Origin of the sequence: Streptomyces sp. NPDC002884 (assembly GCF_040295245.1) — a bacterium.
In the GTDB taxonomy this organism is placed as follows: Bacteria; Actinomycetota; Actinomycetes; order Streptomycetales; family Streptomycetaceae; genus Streptomyces.
Window position 1 is genome coordinate 710815 of record NZ_JBEOVB010000001.1, and the last position, 19640, is coordinate 730454.

Sequence of the window (19640 nt, forward strand, 5' to 3'; positions counted from 1 at the left end):
TGACTTGTCTACTTCCGCTTGTTACGGCCGCCCTGGTGGGTGCCGTTCTCCGTACCGTTCTCGCTGTCGTACTTCTCGTACGCGTCGACGATACGGCCGACCAGCCTGTGCCGGACGACGTCCTGGGAGGACAGGCGGGAGAAGTGGACGTCGTCGACCCCCTCCAGGATGTCCTGGACCTGACGCAGACCCGACTTCGTGCCGTTCGGCAGGTCCACCTGGGTCACGTCACCCGTGATCACGATCTTCGACTCGAAGCCGAGCCGGGTGAGGAACATCTTCATCTGCTCGGGGCTCGTGTTCTGAGCCTCGTCCAGAATGATGAAGGCGTCGTTCAGGGTCCGACCCCGCATATAGGCGAGCGGCGCCACCTCGATCGTCCCCGAGGCCATCAGCTTCGGGATCGAGTCCGGGTCCAGCATGTCGTGCAGCGCGTCGTACAGCGGGCGCAGATAGGGGTCGATCTTCTCGTACAGCGTGCCCGGGAGGAAGCCGAGCCGCTCCCCCGCCTCGACCGCCGGGCGGGTCAGGATGATGCGGTTGACCTGCTTGGACTGGAGGGCCTGGACTGCCTTGGCCATGGCCAGATAGGTCTTGCCGGTACCGGCCGGGCCGATGCCGAAGACGATCGTGTGCTTGTCGATCGCGTCGACGTACCGCTTCTGGTTGAGGGTCTTGGGTCTGATGGTGCGACCGCGCGAGGACAGGATGTTCTGCGTCAGAACCTCGGCCGGGGTCTCCTGGCCGTCACTCGTCCCGTTCTCACTCGCCCGCAGCATGGCGATCGAGCGTTCCACTGCGTCCTCCGTCATCGGCTGCCCGGTGCGGAGCACCAGCATCATCTCGTCGAACAGGCGCTGGACGAGAGCGACTTCCCGTGGGTCGCCGACCGCGCTGATCTCATTGCCCCGGACGTGGATGTCAGCCGCCGGGAAGGCCGTCTCTATCACGCGCAGGAGGGAGTCTCCGGATCCCAGCACCGCCACCATGGGGTGCTGGGCGGGAACGGTGAACTGTGCTCTCGCCTTGCCCTGCGCGGGCGTGTGAGCTGTGGGTGTCTGAGTCATAGGCCGGCCCGAAGGCCTCTACGTCCTCCCGGATGCGTCGCGCCTGCCACAAGGGCGGCCTGGCGAGTTCAAGGGTACGCCAGGGGACTGACAACGCCGTAGGGCTTTTCCGGGTCCCGCGACGGGGCCGGACGACTATGCGGAGCGGCCGAAACCGATCGTCGGCACCGCTCTGCGCAGCGGCCACGGGGTGGCCTCCTCCGCCGCAGTGAGCAGTGCCGGGAGCAGGCTGTCGAGGAACGCGTAGCGCCGCAGCGCCTCGGGGTCCTGGCTCTCGACCGACTGGACCCTGCGCCACCAGGCCGCGATCTCGGACCAGCCGGGGGCGGAGAGCGAGCCGCCGAACTCCTGCACGGAGAGGGCCGCGGTGAGGCCGGCGAAGGCGAGGCGGTCGGCGAGCGGCCAGTCGGCGAGCGTGCCGGTGACGAATCCGGCCACGAAGACGTCCCCGGCGCCGGTCGGGTCGAGGGCCTCGACGGCGATGGCCGGGACCTCCGCGGACTCGCCGGTGCGCCGGTCCACCGCGTAGGCGCCCTCCGCGCCGAGCGTCACGACCGCGAGCGGTACGTGCTCGGTGAGGGCGTGGGCGGCGGCACGGGGACAGGCGGCGCCGGTGTAGCGCATCGCCTCCTCCGCGTTCGGCAGGAAGGCCTCGCAGTGCGCCAGGTCGGTGAGGCCGGCCAGGTCCCAGGCACCGGTGTCGTCCCAGCCGACGTCGGCGAAGATGCGGGTGCCGCGCCCGGCGGCCCGCTCGATCCAGGGGTCGCGCCTGCCCGGGGTGAGGGAGGCGACGGCGGCGCGGGCGTGCGGCGGGTGCTCCGGGGCGCCCTCCTCGGCCGTCATGGCTTCCGGCGGCGGTTCGTGTCCGTGGGAGACCATGGTCCGCTCGCCCTCGTAGGCCATGGAGACGGTGACCGGCGAGTGCCAGCCGGGGACGGAGCGCGAGGTGCTGAGGTCGATGCCCTCGCCCTGTTCGAGGGCGTCCCAGCAGTACTCGCCGTAGTGGTCGTCCCCGAAGGCCGCCGCGAGGGAGGTGCGCAGGCCGAGCCGGGCGAGGGCGGTGGCCATGTTGGCGACCCCGCCCGGGCTCGAGCCCATTCCGCGCGCCCAGGACTCGGTCCCGCGCACCGGGGCGGAGTCGAGTCCGGTGAAGATGATGTCGAGGAAGACGGTGCCGGTGAGGTAGACGTCCCACGGCGGATCGCCGGGGGCGCGCCGGGCGGCCAGGGGGTCGACCCGGGCAGCAGGGCAGATCTGGCCGGCCTTGCCGGTCTGGCGGTGGCGTCCCTCTCCGGTGGACGCGTTGGACGCGGTCACGGTGCGCTCCCTGACGTGGTGCCGATCCGGCCAGTGTGCACCACGCCACCGACAACACCCCGTCTGTCACACGCGGCGCGGGGACACCTACCCCTCAGTACCCGCGAGCGGCGCCCTCGGGCCACACCCCGTCCACCGGCAGACCCGCCGCCCGCGCTGCGAGGCCGGTATCGGCGGGGCGGGCTCCGGCCTCGGCGGACGGCAGGCCGGCGCCCCCGGCGGGGCGGGCGACGCCGATCGGCCGTCGATCGCGCGCGGACACGGCACCGACGTCGGCGCCGCCGGCCCGCAGGGCGTGCGGTCCGCCGATGCCGTCCACGATCGACGGCAGGGCCCCCGGCCCGGAGGTCACCAGCGGGGGACGGCCGGGGTGACCCAGTCGGGGTCGGCCTGGCGCATGGCCGCCGCGTCGTCGCGCTCGCGCAGGGCGCCGTCGTCGTCGAGCCAGCGCCGGTGCAGGAACCGGAGCTTGTCGCGGTCGAGTTCGACGCCCAGGCCGGGCGCGTCCGACACGGTGACCTTGCCGTCGTCGAAGGTGAGGCGTTCGGTGAGGACGTCCTCCGACTGCCAGGGGTAGTGGGAGTCGCAGGCGTGGTGGAGGTTCGGGACGGTGGACGCCACCTGGGTCATGGCGGCCAGCGAGATACCCAGGTGGGTGTTGGAGTGCATGGAGATCCCGACGCCGAACGTCCGGCAGATCTCGGCGAGTTGCCGGGTGTTGCGCAGTCCGCCCCAGTAGTGGTGGTCGGAGAGGACGACCTGGACGGCGTCGCGGGTGAACGCCTCCTTGATCTCGGCGAACGTCGTCACGCACATGTTGGTGGCGAGCGGCACGTCGGTCCTCGCGGCCACCTCGGCCATGGCCGGGGTGCCGAGGGCCGGGTCCTCCAGGTATTCGAGGAGGCCGCCGATCTCGTCGGCCACCCTCAGTGAGGTCGCCACGGACCAGGCGCCGTTGGGGTCGAGCCGCAGCGGGTGGCCGGGGAACGCCTCGGCCAGTGCCCGTACGGCGGCGATCTCCTCGTCCGGCGGGAAGACACCGCCCTTGAGCTTGAAGGAGGTGAAGCCGTAGCGCTCCTTGAAGCGCCGGGCCTGCTCGACGACCCCGGCCGGGTCGACGGCGGCGCCCCAGCCGTCCTTCTCCGCGGGGACGCCCTCGGGGTGGTCGGCCCACTTGTAGAAGAGGTAGGCGCTGTATTCGACCGCGTCGCGCACCTTGCCGCCGAGCAGCGTGTGCACGGGCAGGCCGAGCGCCTTGCCGAGGGCGTCGAGGCAGGCGACCTCGAAGGCGGAGACGACGGACAGCCGCAGCTTGTCGGCGGTCTGGACGCCGCGCAGCCCGCCGACGTCCACCTGTCCGGAGACCCGGGAGCCGTCGACGGCCACCTCGTCGGCGATGGTGAACAGGCCGTTCAGGTCGCTCACCGGGCGGCCGTGCAGCTTCTCGGCGAACGGGCGGGCCAGTTCGAGGTACTTGGTGTCGCCGTAGGTCTCGCCGACGCCGGTGACCCCGTCCGCCGTCTCGACCTCCACGATCAGCCGGGGCGTGTACGGCTGGTGCACGCCCTGCGTGTTGAGCAGGGGCGGGTCGGCGACCAGGATCGGGGTCAGGCGGACGTCGGTGATCGTGAGGTTCACAGCGCGGCTCCTACGAGGTCGAGGCCGGTGCTCAGCAGGGTCCTGAGGTCGGCGAGGTCGGTCGGCGAGGGGTCGGTGAGCGGGGCGCGGACCGGTCCGACGGGGCGGCCGCGCAGCCGGGCCGCCGCCTTCACCAGGGACACGGCGTACCCCGGCACCCGGTCGCGGAGTTCGACGAGCGGGACGTAGAAGTCGCGCAGCAGCCGGTCCACCGCCTTGTCGTCGCCGTCGCGCAGCGCGCCGAAGAAGGCGTTCGCGATCTCCGGGGCGAAGGCGTGGACGGCGGAGGAGTAGGCGGGCACGCCCACGGTGGCGTAGGCGCGGGCCTGGATCTCGGCGGTGGCGGCGCCGTTGAAGAAGAGGAAGCCGTCGGGGGCGGCGAGGGTGAGCCGCTGGAGGCGGTCGAGGTCGCTGTGGCCGTCCTTGAGGCCGATGACGCCCGGGATCGCGGCGACCCGCCGCAGCGAGGCGGCGGTGAAGGCGACCTGGCCGCGCTGGTAGGCGATGAGGGGCAGCCGGGTGCGGGCGGCGAGCTGCTCCAGCTGGGCGACGAGGCCGTCCTGCGGGGCGGCGACGAGGTAGTGCGGCAGGACGAGGAGGGCGTCGGCGCCGGCCTCTTCCGCGATGCGCGCGAACCGGGCGGCCTGGGCCCAGCCGTAGCCGACCCCGGCGACGACGGGCAGGCGGCCGCCCGCCTCCTCCACGGCGATCGTGACCACCTGCCGGTACTCGTCCTCGTCGAGGGAGAAGAACTCGCCGGTGCCGCAGGCGGGGAAGACGGCGCCGGGTGCGGTCGCGATCCGGTCCGCGACGTGCGTGCGGAAGCCGTCGGGGTCGAGGGAGCCGTCGTCGTGGAAGCTCGTGAGCGGGAACGACAGCACCCCCTGTGTCATGCCGTCCCGCAGGCGTCGGACCGTTTCCCTGTCGAGGCTCACCCTCGGTCATCTCCCTATGTAGACGCTATCCACGTATGAGGATGGAGATTAGATACGCGAACGCCGACCGTCAATGGGCGTGCGCCGCGACGCACCGGCCGGGCGTGCGCCCCTCCCCCCGCACACCCTTACGATCGGCACATGTCGGAGACAGGCGGCGTCCGCGAGGTGAAGTCCGCGGCGCGCACGGTCGAGCTGCTGGAACTGCTCGCGGCGCGCGGCGACCGGCCGGCGCGGCTCCAGGAGCTGGCGGACGAGCTGAGCGTGCCGCGCAGCTCGATGTACGCGCTGCTCCAGACCCTGATCAGCCGGGGCTGGGTGCGCACGGACGTGACCGGCTCCCTGTACGGCATCGGCATCCACGCCCTGCTGACCGGCACGAGCTATCTCGACTCCGACCCGCGCGTGCGGCTGGTGCGGCCCTACCTCGACGAGGCGTCCGAGGCGCTGGGCGAGACGATCCACCTGGGCCGGCTGGACGGCCGCGGAGTGGCGTACCTGGCCACCCGCGAGTCGCACGAGTACCTGCGCACGATCAGCCGGGTCGGGCGGCGGCTCCCGGCGCACGTCGGCGCGCTGGGCAAGGCGCTGCTGGCGCAGCGGCCGGACGGCGAGCTGCCCGAGGGGCCGTACGAGGCGTTCACCCCGCACTCCCGCACCAGCCGTCAGGCGCTGCTCGCCGACCTCGCCGGGGTACGGGCGCGCGGGTACTCCGTGGACCGCGAGGAGGGTGTCCTCGGCATCGTCGGTTTCGGGTTCGCGCTGCGCTACGACACCCCCGCGCAGGACGCGGTCAGCTGCTCGGTGCCGGTGGCCCGGCTGACGCCGGAGCACGAGGAGCGGATCGTCGCGGTGATGTGGGAGATCAGGGCGAAGATCGAGGCGACGGCGCCGGGTTCGAGCGGCGCGGCCGACTGGCGTTAGCGCTCGCCGCTACCCGGTCTCCCCCGCTCCAAACGCAAAGTGATCCACATCACCCATCCCCCTCTTCATCTCGCACCGCGTGCTTGATACAAATTGCCCGCGCGTTCCTGTCCGTCGACGGTCGGCGCCCCACCCCCTCTTTCCGAGCCGTCCCTTTCGCATGCCCTGGAACGCCCGTGTTCGCCCCTCGCACCACCCTGCCCTGGCCCGTCGTCGCCCTGTTCGCGTCCGGGTACCTCGCCCCCTATCTGCTGCCGACCGTGGTCGGCCGACTGGACGCCGGGCTGCCGCTGTCCGCCACCGAGGCCGGAGCCGTCGGCAGTGCGCTGCTGCTCGGTTCGGCCGCCGCCGGGTTCCTGCTCGCCTCCCGCGTGGAGCGGATCGGGGCGCGGAGCCTCGCCCGGACCGGACTGGCCCTCGCCGTGCTCGGCTACGGCGGTGCCGCCCTCGCCGGCGGGGTGAGCGCCGTCGTCGCGGGCGCGGTCCTCGGCGGTTTCGGCTCCGGCACGGTCACGACGGTCGCCGCCACCCGGATCGCCGCCCATCCCGACCCGCACCGCGTCTCCACGGCGGGCCTGCTCGGGGTCTCCGCGCTCGCGGGCGCCGTCTATCTGACGGTTCCGCACCTGGGCGCGGGGCACGGGCAGCCGCTGGCCGCGATCGCCCTCACCGCGCTCGCGGTATGGCCGCTGACGGGGCGTCTGCCCGGCCGGACGGCACCCGCCCGCACCCGCCGTGCGGACCGCCCGCCGCTGCCCCGGCTCCGCGCCGGACTCGTCCTGGCCGCCGCCATGCCCTGCTGGTCGCTAGTCCAGAACGCGCTCTGGGGCGTGAGCGGGCGCATCGGCCTGACCCAGGCGCACCTCACCGAGGCCGGCGTCGGCGTCGTCTTCGCGGTGGCGCTGGGGGCCGGGCTCACCGGAGTGCTGGGCGCGGGGGCACTCGGGGCGAGGCTCGGGCGGGCGGTGCCCATCGGCGCCGGGACCGTCCTGATCGCCGGCTGTGTCGTCGCCAGCGCCCGAGCGACCGGGCCGGTGGGTTTCGCGGCCGGCGAGATCGCCTGGAACACGCTCTACCCGATCGTGCTGTCGTACCTGATCGGGCTGGCCGCCTCGCTCGACCCGCGCGGCCGCTGGGCGGTGCTCGTCGGGTCGGCGGGCTCGCTGGGGACGGCGGCGGGGCCGCTGACCGGGAGCGTGCTGTCGGCGTGGGCCGGGTTCCCGGTGATGGGGCTGGTGCTGGGGGCCGGGCTGCTCGTGGTCGCGGTGCCGATGACCGCCGTCGCCCTGCGCACGGGCGGCGGCACGCGCTCCGCGGGCGCGGTCCGGCGGCGGGGCGGCGCCCCGGAACCGCAGGTGGTGGTGGAGATCCCGGTGGAGGGCTCGGCGGTACCCGTCCGGGAGGCGTACGGCACGGCCGGACCCCGGCGGGCGGGCGCCGCGCCGGGGTCCGGTGACTGAGGCCGCCCGACCGGCCCCTCGTCGTCCGCTACTCGGTTCGCGCCGCCCTTGCCCGCCGGTGGACGTACCAGCCGGCCGCGGTGAGCAGCAGCGCCAGGCCGGCCGCCGTGCCGACGGTGGCGCCGGTGGCGGCGAGGCTGCCGCCGGAGGTCGAGCCGGTCGCCGACGTGCCCGTGCCGCTCGTGCCACCGGTGCCGCCGGTACCGCCCGTGCCGGAGCCGGACGTCGTGCCGCCGGACGTGCCCGAGGTCGAACCGCCGTCCGCGCCGCCGGTGGTGCCGCCGGTCGTGGTGCCGTCGTCGGTGTCCACCGGGTCCTGGCCGACGAACGCGACCGGGACCTTCACGTCCTGGGAGCGGTCGCCGGACAGGGTGTGGTCGGCGCGGGTGGCCAGCACGCACTTCGCCTTGAAGCAGTCGGTGAACTCGTCCTTCGCGTCCACGGTGAGTTCGACCGAGAAGGTGCCGCCGGTGCCGTACGGGGTCGCCAGTTCCTCGCCGTAGTCCGGCGGGTTGGAGGAGATCCACGCCGAGCTGTGCGAGCCGCCGGTCATGTCGACGCCGCCGATGCACGGGGTCGGCAGTTCGCCGTCGCCGTTGTCGACGCACAGGGCGACGTAGACGCCCTTGTCGACGTCGTAGCCGGAGCCGGTGATCTTCACCGTCTGGCCCTCGGTGGCGAGGTCGTTGACCGGGGTGACGGTGAGCTTCTGGCCCTCGGCGCCGGTGCCGGTCCTCGTCCCGGAGGGACCGGAGGGGGTCTCGCCGCCGCCCCCGGTGGCGCCGCCGTCGCCGCTCGCCTCCGTGACGGTCAGCGTGATCGGTGACGTGCGGGTCGTGCCCACCGTGTTGGTGAACTCGGCGCGGTACTCGTAGCCGTCCTGGCCCGCCTTCGCCGTGAAGGCGTACGCGTTCTTCGTCGCCCCCTCGATCCTCGACCAGGTCTGGCCGCCGTCGGGGCTGACGCTCCAGCTCACGGTGGGCTCGGGGGTGCCCTCGGCCGCCGCGACGAAGGTGACCGCGTCACCGGGTGCGACGGACCGGTCGGTGGGCGACTGGACGACCTTGGGGGACATCCGGACGTCGAGCCTGACGACCTTGCTCTCGGCCGCCTTGGTGACGTAGACGGAGGTGGCGCCGGGGGTCACGGCGACGCCCGCGTAGGTGCCCACCCGGACGCTGCCCGGCAGGGCGACCGGGGCGGCGGCCGGCTCGAAGGTCGCGCTGTCGAGGATCTCCAGCGAACCCGCGTTGTCCGTGGCGCCGTCGGCGAGGTCCTCACGCAGTACGAAGGCCCGCCCGGTGACCTTGTCGAAGGCCACCGCCATGGCCCGGTCCGCGCCGGTCAGGGTGGTCAGCAGCCTGGCGTCCTTGTCGAGGACGAGCACGGACATCCCGTTGCCGACCCAGACGTTGCCGGTCGCCGGGTCCGGCTCGACGAAGGTGAGGACGTCGGGGGTGAGTTCGGCCGTGGCGGTGACCTCGAAGGAGGCGGTGTCGACGCGGCGCAGCACCGTCCTGTCCCCGGCGGTGCCGAGGGACCAGGCGGCGCCGTGGGCGGCGTCCACGCCGAGCTCGCCGCCGCCCTCCAGGGTGACGGTGTCCTTGACGGTCGCGGTGGCGGTCTCGACGCGGCGCAGCTCGGGTCCGGCCGCGATCAGGACGGTGGACGTGTCGGCGTCCTGGCCGACGCCGGTGTAGGAGGTGCCGGTGGCCCAGATGCCCTGCGCGGCCGTGTCGCCGTCCTTGGCGGTGCCGATGCCGCGCAGCGGGTAGTGGAAGACGACGCCGTCGCCGGGGAGCGGGGCGATGATCCGTCGGACCACCCGGGCGGCCATGGCGCCGTTCAGACCGGGGGCCTGCGCGATGTGGCCGAGCGCGGTGCCGTTGCGGGCGTCCAGGACGTACAGGCCCTGTTCGGCGACGGTCGAGGTGTCGGGGATGTTGTCCGCGCCGACGTACAGCTTTCCGGAGTCGGGGTGCAGCAGCAGGTCCAGGGGCCGGCCGGCGTTGGTGCCGGCGAACTCGGTCGCCTTCGCCTCCACGTAGCTGACGGTGCCCGCCGGGACGTCGACGCCGTCGCCGCCGTCGTCTCCGTCGCCCGGGTCCTGGCCCTCGAAGGTGAGCGGGATACGGACGTCCTGGGATCGGTTGCCGGAGCCGTTGTGGTCGACCCGGGTGACGACCGAGCAGGCGACCTGGAGACAGTCGAGGCCGGCGTCCTCGGCCTTGACGTTCAGGTCGACGCCGAAGGTGCCGCCTTCGCCCCACCGGACGGCGACCGTGCCCGCGCCCTCGTCGGAGGCGTCCCTGGGGATGATCCAGATCGAGGAGCCGCTGCCGCCGTCCTGGTCGGCGCCGCCGAGGCAGGGGGTGGGCACGCGGTCGTCGCCGTTGTCCTTGCAGACGGCGACGTAGATGCCGAGCGTGTCGTCGTAGCCGGAACCGGTGACGCGCAGGGTCTCGCCGTCCGGGTCGAGGCCCGCGGAGGCGGAGACCGTGAGCTTCTGGCCGTCCTTGCCGAGCGCCGTCCTCGGGGTGTCGGCGGCCGCGGCGGGCGAGCCGGAGGTGACGGCCATGGCTGCGGCGGCCACCAGGGCGGCGGCTCCCAGGAGCGCCGCGGGACGCCTGAGCCGGGCTCTGATCGTGCCGTCGTGCCGCTGCCGGCCGGTGCTGTCGTCTGTCATGAAGGGTTCCTCGGGTGACGGATGCTCACTGGAAGGCGGGACGGTCCGGAACGGGCCGGCCGGGTGGCCGGCCCGTTCTTCGGCCCGTGTGACCGGCCCGTGAATCCGGTCGGGGCTACGAACGCCTACGAGAAGGTGACCGGGACGTGCACGTCGTACTTGCGGTCGTTGGTGTCGAAGTGGTCGGCGCGCGTGACGACGGCGCACTCGACGTCCTGGCCGCAGACGCTGCCGTCCTCGAGGGTGGCCTGGACGTAGATCTGCACGCTGAAGGTGCCGCCGGTGCCGAACTTGGAGCTGTTGGCGAACAGGCCGCCGAAGACGTTGTTGATCCAGTGCGAGGCGCCGGTGGAGCCCGACTCGTCCTGGCCGCCGAGGCACGGGGTGGGCTTGTTCACGCCCGCGGCGCCGTCGACGACACACAGGCCGACGTAGATGCCCTGGCCGGTGTTGTAGCCGGAGCCGGTGACGGTGATGACCTGGCCGGCCGCGGCGGCCGTGGCGGGGGCCGTCAGCGAGAGGTTGTAGGTGGTGCTGCCGTCGACGATCGTGCGGGTCGAGGTGGCGGCGGAGGCCGAGGTGGCCAGGCCCAGGGTGAGGGCGGCGGAGGCGGCGACGGCGAGACCGGCGCGGGCGATGGTGCGGGGGGCGGGAACTCTCATGACGGAAGGCCTCTCTCGTCCGGGGAAGAACTTAGGTAAGGCAAACCTAAGTACGATCTTCGGTTGTTTGTCAACAGACGGCAAAAAACCCCAACCGACCTGCTGTTCAAGGGCTTTCGGGCATGCCGAGGAGCGGACCGACCGGCCCGCTCCTCGCTGCGACTGCAAACGGCGTAACACGCCGATCAGCTCGGGGCCTCGACCCCGAACCGGGCGCTCGCCGCGCCCTGTTCACCACCCACGACGGTCAGCTCCACCGTGTGCTCCCCCTCGAAGGCGTTGACGTACACCGGGAAGCTCCGCTCGATCCCGCCCCGCGCGTCGGCCACCGCCTGGTAGCGCGTGTCGCCGTCGATGGCGACCAGCACGACCGCACCGGGCGTGAACCCCTCACCGGTGACCGTCTGTTCGGCGCCCGCGGTGAGCGCGGCACGGGCCACGGCGACGACGGGTTTCCCCGGTCCGCCCGCCTGCGGTTCCGCTTCGGCGCCCGGGGACGCCGACGGCGGCCCGGTCCCCTCCGGGGCCGACGGCCCCGCCTCCCCCGCCTCCTCGGCCTCTCCCGTCCCGTCCGCCCCGCTTGTCCCCGCTGTCACGTCGAGGACGCCCAGCCCGTCCCCCGCCGTGAACTCCGCCCCGCTCCAGGAGGACAGCAGCGCCGCCCCCTCCGCGGTGAGGGACGCCCGCAGCCCGGTCCAGGTCACCGCGGTCGCCCGTACGACGGGGTCGGCGCCGCCCGCCGCCAGCCGGGCCAGGGCCAGCTCGCGCGCCCGCCCTTCGACGACCGTGCGGGCGTACAGGGCACCCCCGTCACCGGTCAGCCGCAAACGCAGCCCGGCGAGGACGAGCGGCTGCGCCGCCGGGCCCTCCAAGCGCGCCGCGCCGCCCAACTCCAGTTCGGCGGAGCCGGTTTCGGGGTCGGCGTCGCCACCGAGGGCCGGGAACGAGGCGCGATCCGCGCCCGCCCGTACGGCAGGCCGCGTGACGTCGAGCGACACACCCCGGCGGGCCAGTCCGGCCCCGGCCGTGGCCCAGCTCGCGGAGCCGCCGGACACCTCGCGCGCCGGCGCGTCCCCCTCGGCCCGGACCTGCGCGGCCGCCGCGGTCGGACAGCACAGCGCGAACAGGGCACCGGCCGCCAGGGCCGCGGCGCCGGGTCTCTTCACCATCTTCGGTTCTCCCTCTGCGATATGAGGTGATGTCAGCTCGGTGCCCGCGGTGGAGTCAGCTCGGTGCCCGCGGTGGAGTCAGCTCGGGTTCGGGGCGCTTCCGGTACGGCGTCGGCGGGCCCAGAACCAGACGCCGGTCCCGGCGCCGACCAACCCGGCGGCGGTGAGCCCGGCGGGCAGTGCGAGGTCGGACCCGGTGCTGGCCATCGACCCGTCGGCGGCCCCGTCTGCCGCCTCGGTGGCGCCCGATCCCCCGGTCGTGCCCGCCCCGGCCGTCGCGCTCGCGCTCGGCGTCGCCGGCGTACCGGAGCCGCCCGTCGCGCCCGACGCCCCGAACGTCACCGGGATCCGGACCGTCTGGGTCTGGTCGCCGCCCCGGGTGTGGTCGTTGCGGGTGATGACCGCGCAGGTCACCCCGGCGGCGGCGCAGTCGGTGTTGGCGTCCTTGGCGCGCACCTTGAGCCGCACGCCGAACGTGCCCTTGTGGGCGCTGCCGTCGTACGGCTCGGCCAGTCCCTCGCCGTAGGAGGGCGGGTTGGAGGAGACCCACACGGACGCGCCCGACTCGCCGGACATGTCGACGCCGCCGACGCAGGGCGTGGGGGTCTTGCCGGCGCCGTTGTCGACGCAGAAGGCGACGTAGATGCCCTTCTCGGTGTTGTAGCCGGAGCCGGTCACGGTGACCGTCTCGCCCGCCGGGTCGAGGCCGGACGACTTGGACACCGTGAGTTTCTGACCCTCGGGGCCGGTCGCCGATCCGCCCGCCGCCGCGGCCGGGGAGGCCGCGGGGAGCAGGAGTGCGGACGCCGAGGCGACCGCCAGGAGACAGCCAACTCCGTGGCCGCGCAGGCCACTTGCCGAGATCATGGAACACCCCCACCACGTGGAACTAAGGGAAGGCTAACCTAAACTATTCTCCAACTGTGCACCAGCGGAGCGGAAAGGAAAGGCCATGCGCGTAGCCGGGAGACGCCGGTCCGGAAGACGCCTCGCCGCCCTCGGGCTGGCCCTCGCCGTACTGACGGGGGCCTGCGCGGGAAGCGGCGCGGGAAGCGGGAACACGGGAGACCCGGACGCGGCACCCACGTCCGCGAGCGCGCGGGCCGCCGCCGCGCAGGAACAGCTCGCGAAGAACTCGCTCGTCCCCCTCGAAGGACCGGCCCCCACCCCGGAGTTGCCGGTCACCGTCGACTCCTCCGACGGCCGCCGGGTCACCGTGACGGACGCCTCGCGCATCCTGCCGCTCAACGGGGGCGTGGCGGAGATCGTGTTCACGCTCGGGCTGGGCGACCGCGTCGTCGGCCGGGACATCACGGCCACCTTCGCGGAGGCGAAGAAGCTCCCCCAGGTCACCAAGGCGCACGACGTGAGCGCCGAGAGCGTGCTGTCGCTGCGGCCGACGGTGGTCCTGGCCGACACGGACACCGGCCCCGCGGAGGCGGTCGAGCAGATCCGGGACGCCGGGATCCCCGTCGTCGTGCTCGACCCGGCGACCGAGCTCTCCGACGTCACCACCCGCACCACGCTCATCGCCCAGGCCCTGGGTGTGCCGGCCGCCGGGAAGGCGCTCGACGCGCGGATGAGCGCCGAACTCGCCGCGGCCCGCGCGGGCGTGCCCGAGGGCAGCGAGCCCAAGGTCGCCTTCCTCTACATGCGCGGCAGCGCGGCCGTCTATCTGATCGGCGGCAAGGGCTCCGGCGCCGACTCGCTGCTGGCGGCGGCGGGCGCGCGGGACGCGGGCACGGCGGCCGGGCTGGACAAGCCGTTCACCCCCGTCACCACCGAGGCCCTCGCCCAGGCGCAGCCGGACGTCATCCTGATGATGACCAAGGGCCTGGAGTCGGTCGGCGGCCTCGACGGCCTCCTCCAGATCCCCGGCATCGCCCAGACCCCGGCGGGCATGAACCGCAGGATCGTCGACCTGGAGGACGGTGTGCTGCTGAGCTTCGGCCCCCGCACACCCCTCGTCATCGACATCCTGGTCGACCGCATCCACCGGGCCTGACCAGGACAGTCCCGGGCCGTGTCCGGCCTAGAACGTGTAGGCGTCGACCTCCGCGAGACACCGCGCCCGCCGCTCCTCGTCGTCCTCCAGGAAGGAGGCGACGAAGGAGTTGCGGGCCAGCTCGCGCAGCCGCTCCTCGCCCAGGCCCAGCGCGGCGCCCACGGCGTCGAAGTTGTCGCCGGCGTACCCGCCGAAGTAGGCGGGGTCGTCCGAGTTGACCGTGCACAGCAGCCCGGCGTCGAGCATGGCGGACAGCGGGTGGTCGGCGAGGACGTCGACGGTCCGCAGCCGCACGTTGGACAGCGGGCACAGCGTCAGCGGGATCCGCTCGCGCACCAGCCGCTCCACGAGCGCCGGGTCCTCCATGCACCGGAGCCCGTGGTCGACGCGCTCCACGCCGAGCACGTCCAGGGCCTCGGTGATGTACTCCGGCGGCCCCTCCTCACCGGCGTGCGCGACACGCCGCAGCCCGAGCGCGGCCGCCGCCTCGTACACCTCGCGGAACTTCACCGGCGGATGCCCGACCTCGGCGGAGTCCAGGCCGACACCGATGATCCGGTCGAGGTGGGGCCGCGCCGCCTCCAGGGTCTCCATCGCCGACTCGGCGGACTCGTCGCGCAGGAAGCACAGGATCAGCCGGGTCGAGATGCCGTGCGCGGCCTCGCTGCGGCCCAGCGCGCGCCACAGTCCGTCCACGACCGTGCCCATGCCGACCCCGCGGGCGAGGTGGGCCTGCGGGTCGAAGAAGATCTCCGCGTGCCGCACGCCCTGTGCGGCGGCCCGCGTGAGGTAGGCGTTCGCGAGGTCCTCGAAGTCGCGCTCGGTGCGCAGGACCGTCATGAGCTCGTAGTACAGGTTCAGGAACGACTGGAGGTCCTCGAACCGATACGCCTTGCGGAGCTCGTCCGTGTCGGCGTACGGCAGCGCGACCCCGTTGCGGGCGGCCAGCTCGAAAGCCAGCTCGGGCTCCAGGGTTCCTTCGATGTGCAGGTGCAGTTCAGCTTTGGGGAGGGACATCAAAGCATCGTACGGCTGCTCCCGCTCGGATTCCGCTTTGCGAGGTCTGCGCCGACCACCCCTGCCGACCTGCTTTTCCGCCGGGGGTCCGGAGGCTGTCCCCCGGACCGGCGTGCTACCGCCGTTTCGGAACCGGCACTCGCAGCAGGTCGTGCGCCACGGTCAGCTCGCCCTCGAACCCGGCCGCCCGCGCCTGCCGCTCGAACTCCTCCGGCTCGGAGTAGCGCTGACTGAAGTGGGTCAGGACCAGATGCCGCACCCCGGCGTCACGGGCCACCCGCGCGGCCTGACCGGCGGTCAGATGGCCGTGGTCCGTGGCGAGTTGCTCGTCGTCGTCGAGGAAGGTCGACTCGATGACGAGCAGATCGGCGCCGTCGGCGAGCGCGTGCACCCCCTCGCACAGCCGGGTGTCCATCACGAACGCGAACCGCTGCCCGCCGCGCACCTCGCTCACGTCGTCCAGCGACACCCCGTCGATCGAACCCTCCCGCTGGATCCGGCCGACGTCCGGCCCCTTGATGCCGTGCGCGGCGAGCCGCTCGGGCAGCATGCGGCGGCCGTCGGGCTCGACGAGCCGGTAGCCGTAGGACTCGACGGGGTGCGAGAGCCTGGCGGCTTCGAGACGGTAGGACGCGGTGGTGGCGAGGACCCCGTCCGCGTCGACCGGGGCCTCGGTGATGCCGACGGTCTCGCGATAGGCGGTGGAGTAGCGCAGCCGCTCGAAGAAGCGCTGACCGGAGCGCGGGTAGTGCGCGGTGACCGGGTGCGGGACCTTGTCCAGGTTGATGCGCTGGATGACACCGGCGAGCCCGAGGGAGTGGTCGCCGTGGAAGTGCGTGACGCAGATCCGGTTGAGGTCGTGCGCCGCGACCCCGGCACGCAGCATCTGCCGCTGGGTGCCCTCGCCCGGGTCGAAGAGGACGCCCTCGCCGTCCCAGCGCAGCAGATAGCCGTTGTGGTTGCGATGCCGGGTCGGGACCTGGCTGGCGGTGCCGAGGACCACCAGTTCACGTACGGACACGGCGGCCTATCCGGGGGGCCAGTGCAGACCGCGGCCGCCCACGACGTGCGCGTGGGCGTGCCAGACGGTCTGGCCCGCGCCGGCGCCGGTGTTGAAGACGACGCGGTAGCTCTCCAGCTTGTCCTCGTCCGCGACCGCCTGCGTCTCGCGCAGCACGTCGGCGGCGAGCTCCGGCGCGCCGGCGGCCAGTGCGGCGGCGTCCCGGTAGTGCGCCTTCGGGATCACCAGGACGTGGGTGGGCGCCTGCGGGTTGATGTCCCGGAAGGCGATGGTCGTCTCGGTCTCCCGCACGATCGTCGCCGGGATGTTCCCCGCGACGATCTTGCAGAACAGACAGTCGTCCTGCGGTTCCCCTGCCATGCGGGTTCCTCCTCAGACGGTTGATCAGTACGGGGGCATGGTAGCCGGGGGCGCGTTGTTCCAGCCTGCCCGGCGTTCGAGGACGAGTCCGTTCCGGCCGGAGCGGGGTCCCCGGGGGCCGGCCCCCGGAGACGGCCGCACCGACGCCGGGCGGGCTACGACCCCGGGAGCGGCGGAGGCGTCTTCGCGGGGGTTTCCCGCAGAGCGGCCAGCGCCAGCGAGACCGCCTCGTCCAGCTGGACGTCCCTCCCCGCGACGTAATCCTGCGGAGCGCAGATCACCTCGACGTCGGGATCGACGCCGTGGTTCTCCACGCCCCACTCGTACCCCTCCAGCCAGAACGCGTACTTGGGCTGCGTGACCAGCGTCCCGTCCACCAACCGGTACCGGCTGTCGATCCCGATCGTCCCGCCCCACGTACGCGTGCCGACGACAGGCCCGATCCCGAGCGCCTTGATCGCCGCGTTGACGATGTCCCCGTCGGACCCGGAGAACTCGTTGGCTACGGCGACGACGGGCCCCCGGGGCGCGTCCTCCGGATAGCTGGACGCCCGCATCCCGCGCGGCAGGTCCCAGCCGACGATGCGCCGGGCGAGCTTCTCGACGACCAGCTGCGAGGTGTGCCCGCCCCGGTTCTCCCGGACGTCCACGATCAGCCCCTCCCGCGCGACCTCCACCCGCAGGTCACGGTGGATCTGGGCCCACCCGGGCGCCTGCATGTCGGGCACGTGCAGATACCCCAGCCGTCCGTCGGACGCCTCGTGCACGTACGCCCGCCGGTCGGTGACCCACGCGTGGTAGCGCAGCGCCTCCTCGTCCGCGACGGGGACGACGACGGCGTGCCTCGGCTCGCCCCCGCCGGACGGCGAGATCGTCAGCTCGACGACCTTGCCCGCGGTGCCGACGAGCAGCGGTCCGGGCCCGGTGACCGGGTCCACCGGCTGCCCGCCGACGGCGACGATCGCGTCGCCGGCCCGCACCGCGACGCCGGGCGCGGCGAGCGGGGAGCGCGCGTCGGGGTCGGAGGTCTCCGAGGGCAGCACCCGGTCGATGCGCCAACTGCCGTCCGGGTGAAGGGAGATGTCGGCGCCCAGCAGGCCCTGCCGGGCGCCGCCGCCATGGCCGCCGCGCGGCATGACGTAGGCGTGCGAGGTGCCGAGTTCGCCGTGCACCTCCCACAGCAGGTCGACGAGGTCGTCGTGGGTGGCGACCCGTTCGAGCACGGGCCGGTAGCGGTCGAGGACGCCGTCCCAGTCGACGCCGCCCAGGTCGGGCCGCCAGAAGTTGTCCCGCATGATCCGGCCGGTCTCGTCGTACATCTGCCGCCACTCGGCGGCCGGGTCGACGCTGCGGCGGATCCGGCCGAGGTCGACGGTGATGTTGCTGTCGCTGTCCTCGTCGCCGGAGGCGCGCCGGTCGCTGGGCACGACCTTGAGCTTGCCGTCCGTCCACAGCAGCAGCCGCTTGCCGTCGCCGCTGACCTCGAAGCCGTCGGCGTCGGCGGCGAGGTGCTCGATGCGCTGCTGGGCGAGGTCGTAACGCTCCAGTTCGGTGTGCGGGTCGGGGTCGTCCGGGGTGGCGCGGGAGGCGCCGAGGACTCCGCGCACGGGATGGCGCAGCCACAGCACGCCGTCCTTCGCCGCGGCCAGCCCGGAGTAGCGGCCGGCCTCCACGGGGAAGGGGACTATCCGGTCGGCGAGGCCTTCGAGGTCGATACGGGTGGTCGGGGTGCCCTCGCTGTCGGGGGTCTCGTCCTTGTCGGGGGTCTCGAAGGGCCTGCCGTGCCGCTGCGGGCCGAACGGGGACGGGGTCGTCGCCGCGAGGGTGATGAGGTGCGGGCGGGCCCCGGCCACGAAGGACAGGTCGAAGACGTGCTGGTCGTACACCGGGTCGAAGGCGCGTGTGGAGAGGAACGCGAGGTGCTTGCCGTCGAGGGTGAAGGCGGGCGCGTAGTCCCGGAAGCGCAGCGGGGTCGCCTCGGTTACCGACAGGTCGGTGACGTTGGCGAGCTTGAGCTGGCTGAGCGGGCGCGGCCCGGGGTGCGACCAGGCCAGCCAGGCCGAGTCGGGCGAGAAGACCAGGTCGGACACCTCGCCGTCGGAGCTGCTGTCGACCTCGCGGACCTCACCGGTCTCCCGCTCGACGAGCAGCAGCCGTCCGTCGTGCGCGGCGACGGCGGCCCGGCTGCCGTCGGGCGCCATGGCGAGCTCCAGGACCCGCCCGAGCCGTCCGGCGGCGAGCCGGCGCGGAGTGGCGCCGGGGGCCGCCCCGGTGGCCGGGGCGAACTCCAGCGCGTCCTCGCCCTCGGCGTCGGTCACCCACACGACCCACTCCTCGCCCTCCGTGCGGAAGGTGCGCGGCAGCCGGGCCCGGACACCGGGTTCGGCGGCGAGCGCGCGGGCGGGCCCGGAGCGGTGGGTCACCCAGTGGACGGCGCCGCGCACCTCCACGGCACTGCCGCGCGCGGTGTGGTCGGGCGCGGCCTCGCCCAGCCACCGGGAGGCGGCCACCGGGTACGGCCTGCGGTCGGTGCGCTGCCCGCCGAGGCGGATGTCGAGCCGGCGCGGTTCGGCGCCGTCCAGGTCGTCGAGGAGCCACAGCTCACCCGCGGACATGTACACGACCCGAGTGCCGTCACCGGCGGCGTGCCGGGCGTAGAAACCCTCGAGAGGCGTGTGCCGCCGCAGGTCGGCCCCGTCGGCGAGGGACGAGTACAGCGCCCCGGTGCCCTCGTGGTCCGACAGGAACGCGATCCGCTCCCCCGCCCACACGGGGTACTCGATGTTCCCGTCGAGCTCCTCGTGCAGCCGGACGAACTCCCCGTCGCCCTCCCGGTCGATCCACAACTTGCCCGCCGTACCGCCCCGGTAGCGCTTCCAGTGGGCGGCCTCCCGCCCCATCGGCGCGGACAGCACCACGGTGTGCGGGCCCTGCGCGACCGTGCCGACCGGCCCGTACGGCAGGGTCTCCGCCGGTCCGCCGTCGACGGGGACGGCGCGGGCCCAACTGCGGCGCAGGGTCGCCTGGTCGTAGGTGCTGACGGCGAGGACCCGGCCGTCCGGGGTCCAGCCCCGCACCCGGGTCTGCCAGCTCCCCCAGTACGTCAGCCGGGTCGAAGGCCCGCCGTCGACGGGGGCGATGTGCACCTCGGGGGCGCCGTCGCGGGTGGATGTCCAGGCCACGGTGGTGCCGTCGGGCGAGATACGCGGCAGGGTGACCGGCACGTTGTCGGCGCTGACCCGCCAGGCGCGGCCGCCGTCGAGGGGAGCCAGCCACACGTCGTCCTCGGCGGCGAAGGCCACCGACTCGCCGTGCAGATGGGGGTATCGGAGGTATGCGGCAGGCGTCGCGGGCTGTGTCACCGAATCACTGTATGCAA

16 protein-coding genes are annotated in these 19640 nt (G+C 73.5%); 3 read left to right on the plus strand and 13 right to left on the minus strand.

Features of this window, described 5'->3' with window-relative positions; translation table 11 throughout:
• Positions 1-8: 8 nt before the first annotated feature.
• The 5 genes from ABT070_RS03140 to ABT070_RS03160 form a co-directional block, all read right to left on the minus strand.
• Positions 9-1067, minus strand: a complete 1059-nt coding sequence (locus ABT070_RS03140) for a PhoH family protein (RefSeq protein ID WP_351753822.1) — start codon at positions 1065-1067, stop codon at positions 9-11.
• Between the two features lie 135 nt (positions 1068-1202).
• Positions 1203-2384, minus strand: a complete 1182-nt coding sequence (locus tag ABT070_RS03145) for a carbohydrate kinase family protein (protein WP_351753825.1) — start codon at positions 2382-2384, stop codon at positions 1203-1205.
• Between the two features lie 94 nt (positions 2385-2478).
• Positions 2479-2736, minus strand: a complete 258-nt coding sequence (locus ABT070_RS03150) for a hypothetical protein (RefSeq protein ID WP_351753828.1) — start codon at positions 2734-2736, stop codon at positions 2479-2481.
• Complete coding sequence (locus ABT070_RS03155; protein WP_351753831.1) at positions 2733-4022, minus strand: glucarate dehydratase family protein; 1290 nt, start codon at positions 4020-4022, stop codon at positions 2733-2735. The genes ABT070_RS03150 and ABT070_RS03155 overlap by 4 nt, the downstream gene beginning before the upstream one ends.
• Positions 4019-4957 (minus strand): 5-dehydro-4-deoxyglucarate dehydratase, encoded by a 939-nt coding sequence (locus ABT070_RS03160; RefSeq protein ID WP_351753833.1) that lies wholly within the window; start codon positions 4955-4957, stop codon positions 4019-4021. Before ABT070_RS03160 ends, ABT070_RS03155 begins: the two co-directional genes overlap by 4 nt.
• Before the next feature lie 141 nt (positions 4958-5098).
• Between ABT070_RS03160 and ABT070_RS03165 the strand changes: the two genes are divergently transcribed.
• Together ABT070_RS03165 and ABT070_RS03170 are read left to right on the plus strand one after the other, a co-directional pair.
• Positions 5099-5881, plus strand: coding sequence for an IclR family transcriptional regulator (locus tag ABT070_RS03165; RefSeq protein WP_351753836.1), 783 nt, complete (start codon positions 5099-5101; stop codon positions 5879-5881).
• 176 nt (positions 5882-6057) lie between these two features.
• Positions 6058-7341 (plus strand): MFS transporter, encoded by a 1284-nt coding sequence (locus tag ABT070_RS03170; protein ID WP_351753839.1) that lies wholly within the window; start codon positions 6058-6060, stop codon positions 7339-7341.
• A 28-nt stretch (positions 7342-7369) separates the two neighbouring features.
• Here ABT070_RS03170 and ABT070_RS03175 read toward each other — a convergent pair whose 3' ends face one another.
• From ABT070_RS03175 to ABT070_RS03190, 4 genes are all read right to left on the minus strand, one after another.
• Complete coding sequence (locus tag ABT070_RS03175; RefSeq protein WP_351753842.1) at positions 7370-10027, minus strand: immunoglobulin domain-containing protein; 2658 nt, start codon at positions 10025-10027, stop codon at positions 7370-7372.
• 125 nt (positions 10028-10152) lie between these two features.
• A complete protein-coding gene (locus ABT070_RS03180) occupies positions 10153-10689 on the minus strand; it encodes a hypothetical protein (protein ID WP_351753844.1) in 537 nt (178 codons plus the stop codon).
• Positions 10690-10874: 185 nt separating this feature from the next.
• Entirely contained in the window at positions 10875-11858 is a 984-nt protein-coding gene (locus tag ABT070_RS03185; protein ID WP_351753847.1) for an HtaA domain-containing protein, read from the minus strand.
• 78 nt (positions 11859-11936) lie between these two features.
• On the minus strand, positions 11937-12725 hold the full coding sequence (locus ABT070_RS03190; RefSeq protein WP_351753850.1) for a hypothetical protein: 789 nt from the start codon (positions 12723-12725) through the stop codon (positions 11937-11939).
• 85 nt (positions 12726-12810) lie between these two features.
• Between ABT070_RS03190 and ABT070_RS03195 the strand changes: the two genes are divergently transcribed.
• Positions 12811-13863, plus strand: coding sequence for a heme/hemin ABC transporter substrate-binding protein (locus ABT070_RS03195; RefSeq protein ID WP_351753852.1), 1053 nt, complete (start codon positions 12811-12813; stop codon positions 13861-13863).
• A gap of 27 nt (positions 13864-13890) precedes the next feature.
• Here the strand turns inward: ABT070_RS03195 and ABT070_RS03200 are convergent, their stop codons facing one another.
• From ABT070_RS03200 to ABT070_RS03215, 4 genes are all read right to left on the minus strand, one after another.
• Entirely contained in the window at positions 13891-14880 is a 990-nt protein-coding gene (locus ABT070_RS03200; RefSeq protein ID WP_351753855.1) for an adenosine deaminase, read from the minus strand.
• A gap of 115 nt (positions 14881-14995) precedes the next feature.
• The gene (locus tag ABT070_RS03205; protein ID WP_351753858.1) at positions 14996-15901 is read right to left on the minus strand and encodes a ribonuclease Z; all 906 of its coding nucleotides are present in this window, start codon (positions 15899-15901) and stop codon (positions 14996-14998) included.
• Between the two features lie 6 nt (positions 15902-15907).
• Positions 15908-16261, minus strand: coding sequence for a histidine triad nucleotide-binding protein (locus ABT070_RS03210; RefSeq protein ID WP_054244874.1), 354 nt, complete (start codon positions 16259-16261; stop codon positions 15908-15910).
• A gap of 155 nt (positions 16262-16416) precedes the next feature.
• Complete coding sequence (locus ABT070_RS03215) at positions 16417-19623, minus strand: S41 family peptidase (protein ID WP_351753861.1); 3207 nt, start codon at positions 19621-19623, stop codon at positions 16417-16419.
• Between the last annotated feature and the right edge of the window lie 17 nt (positions 19624-19640).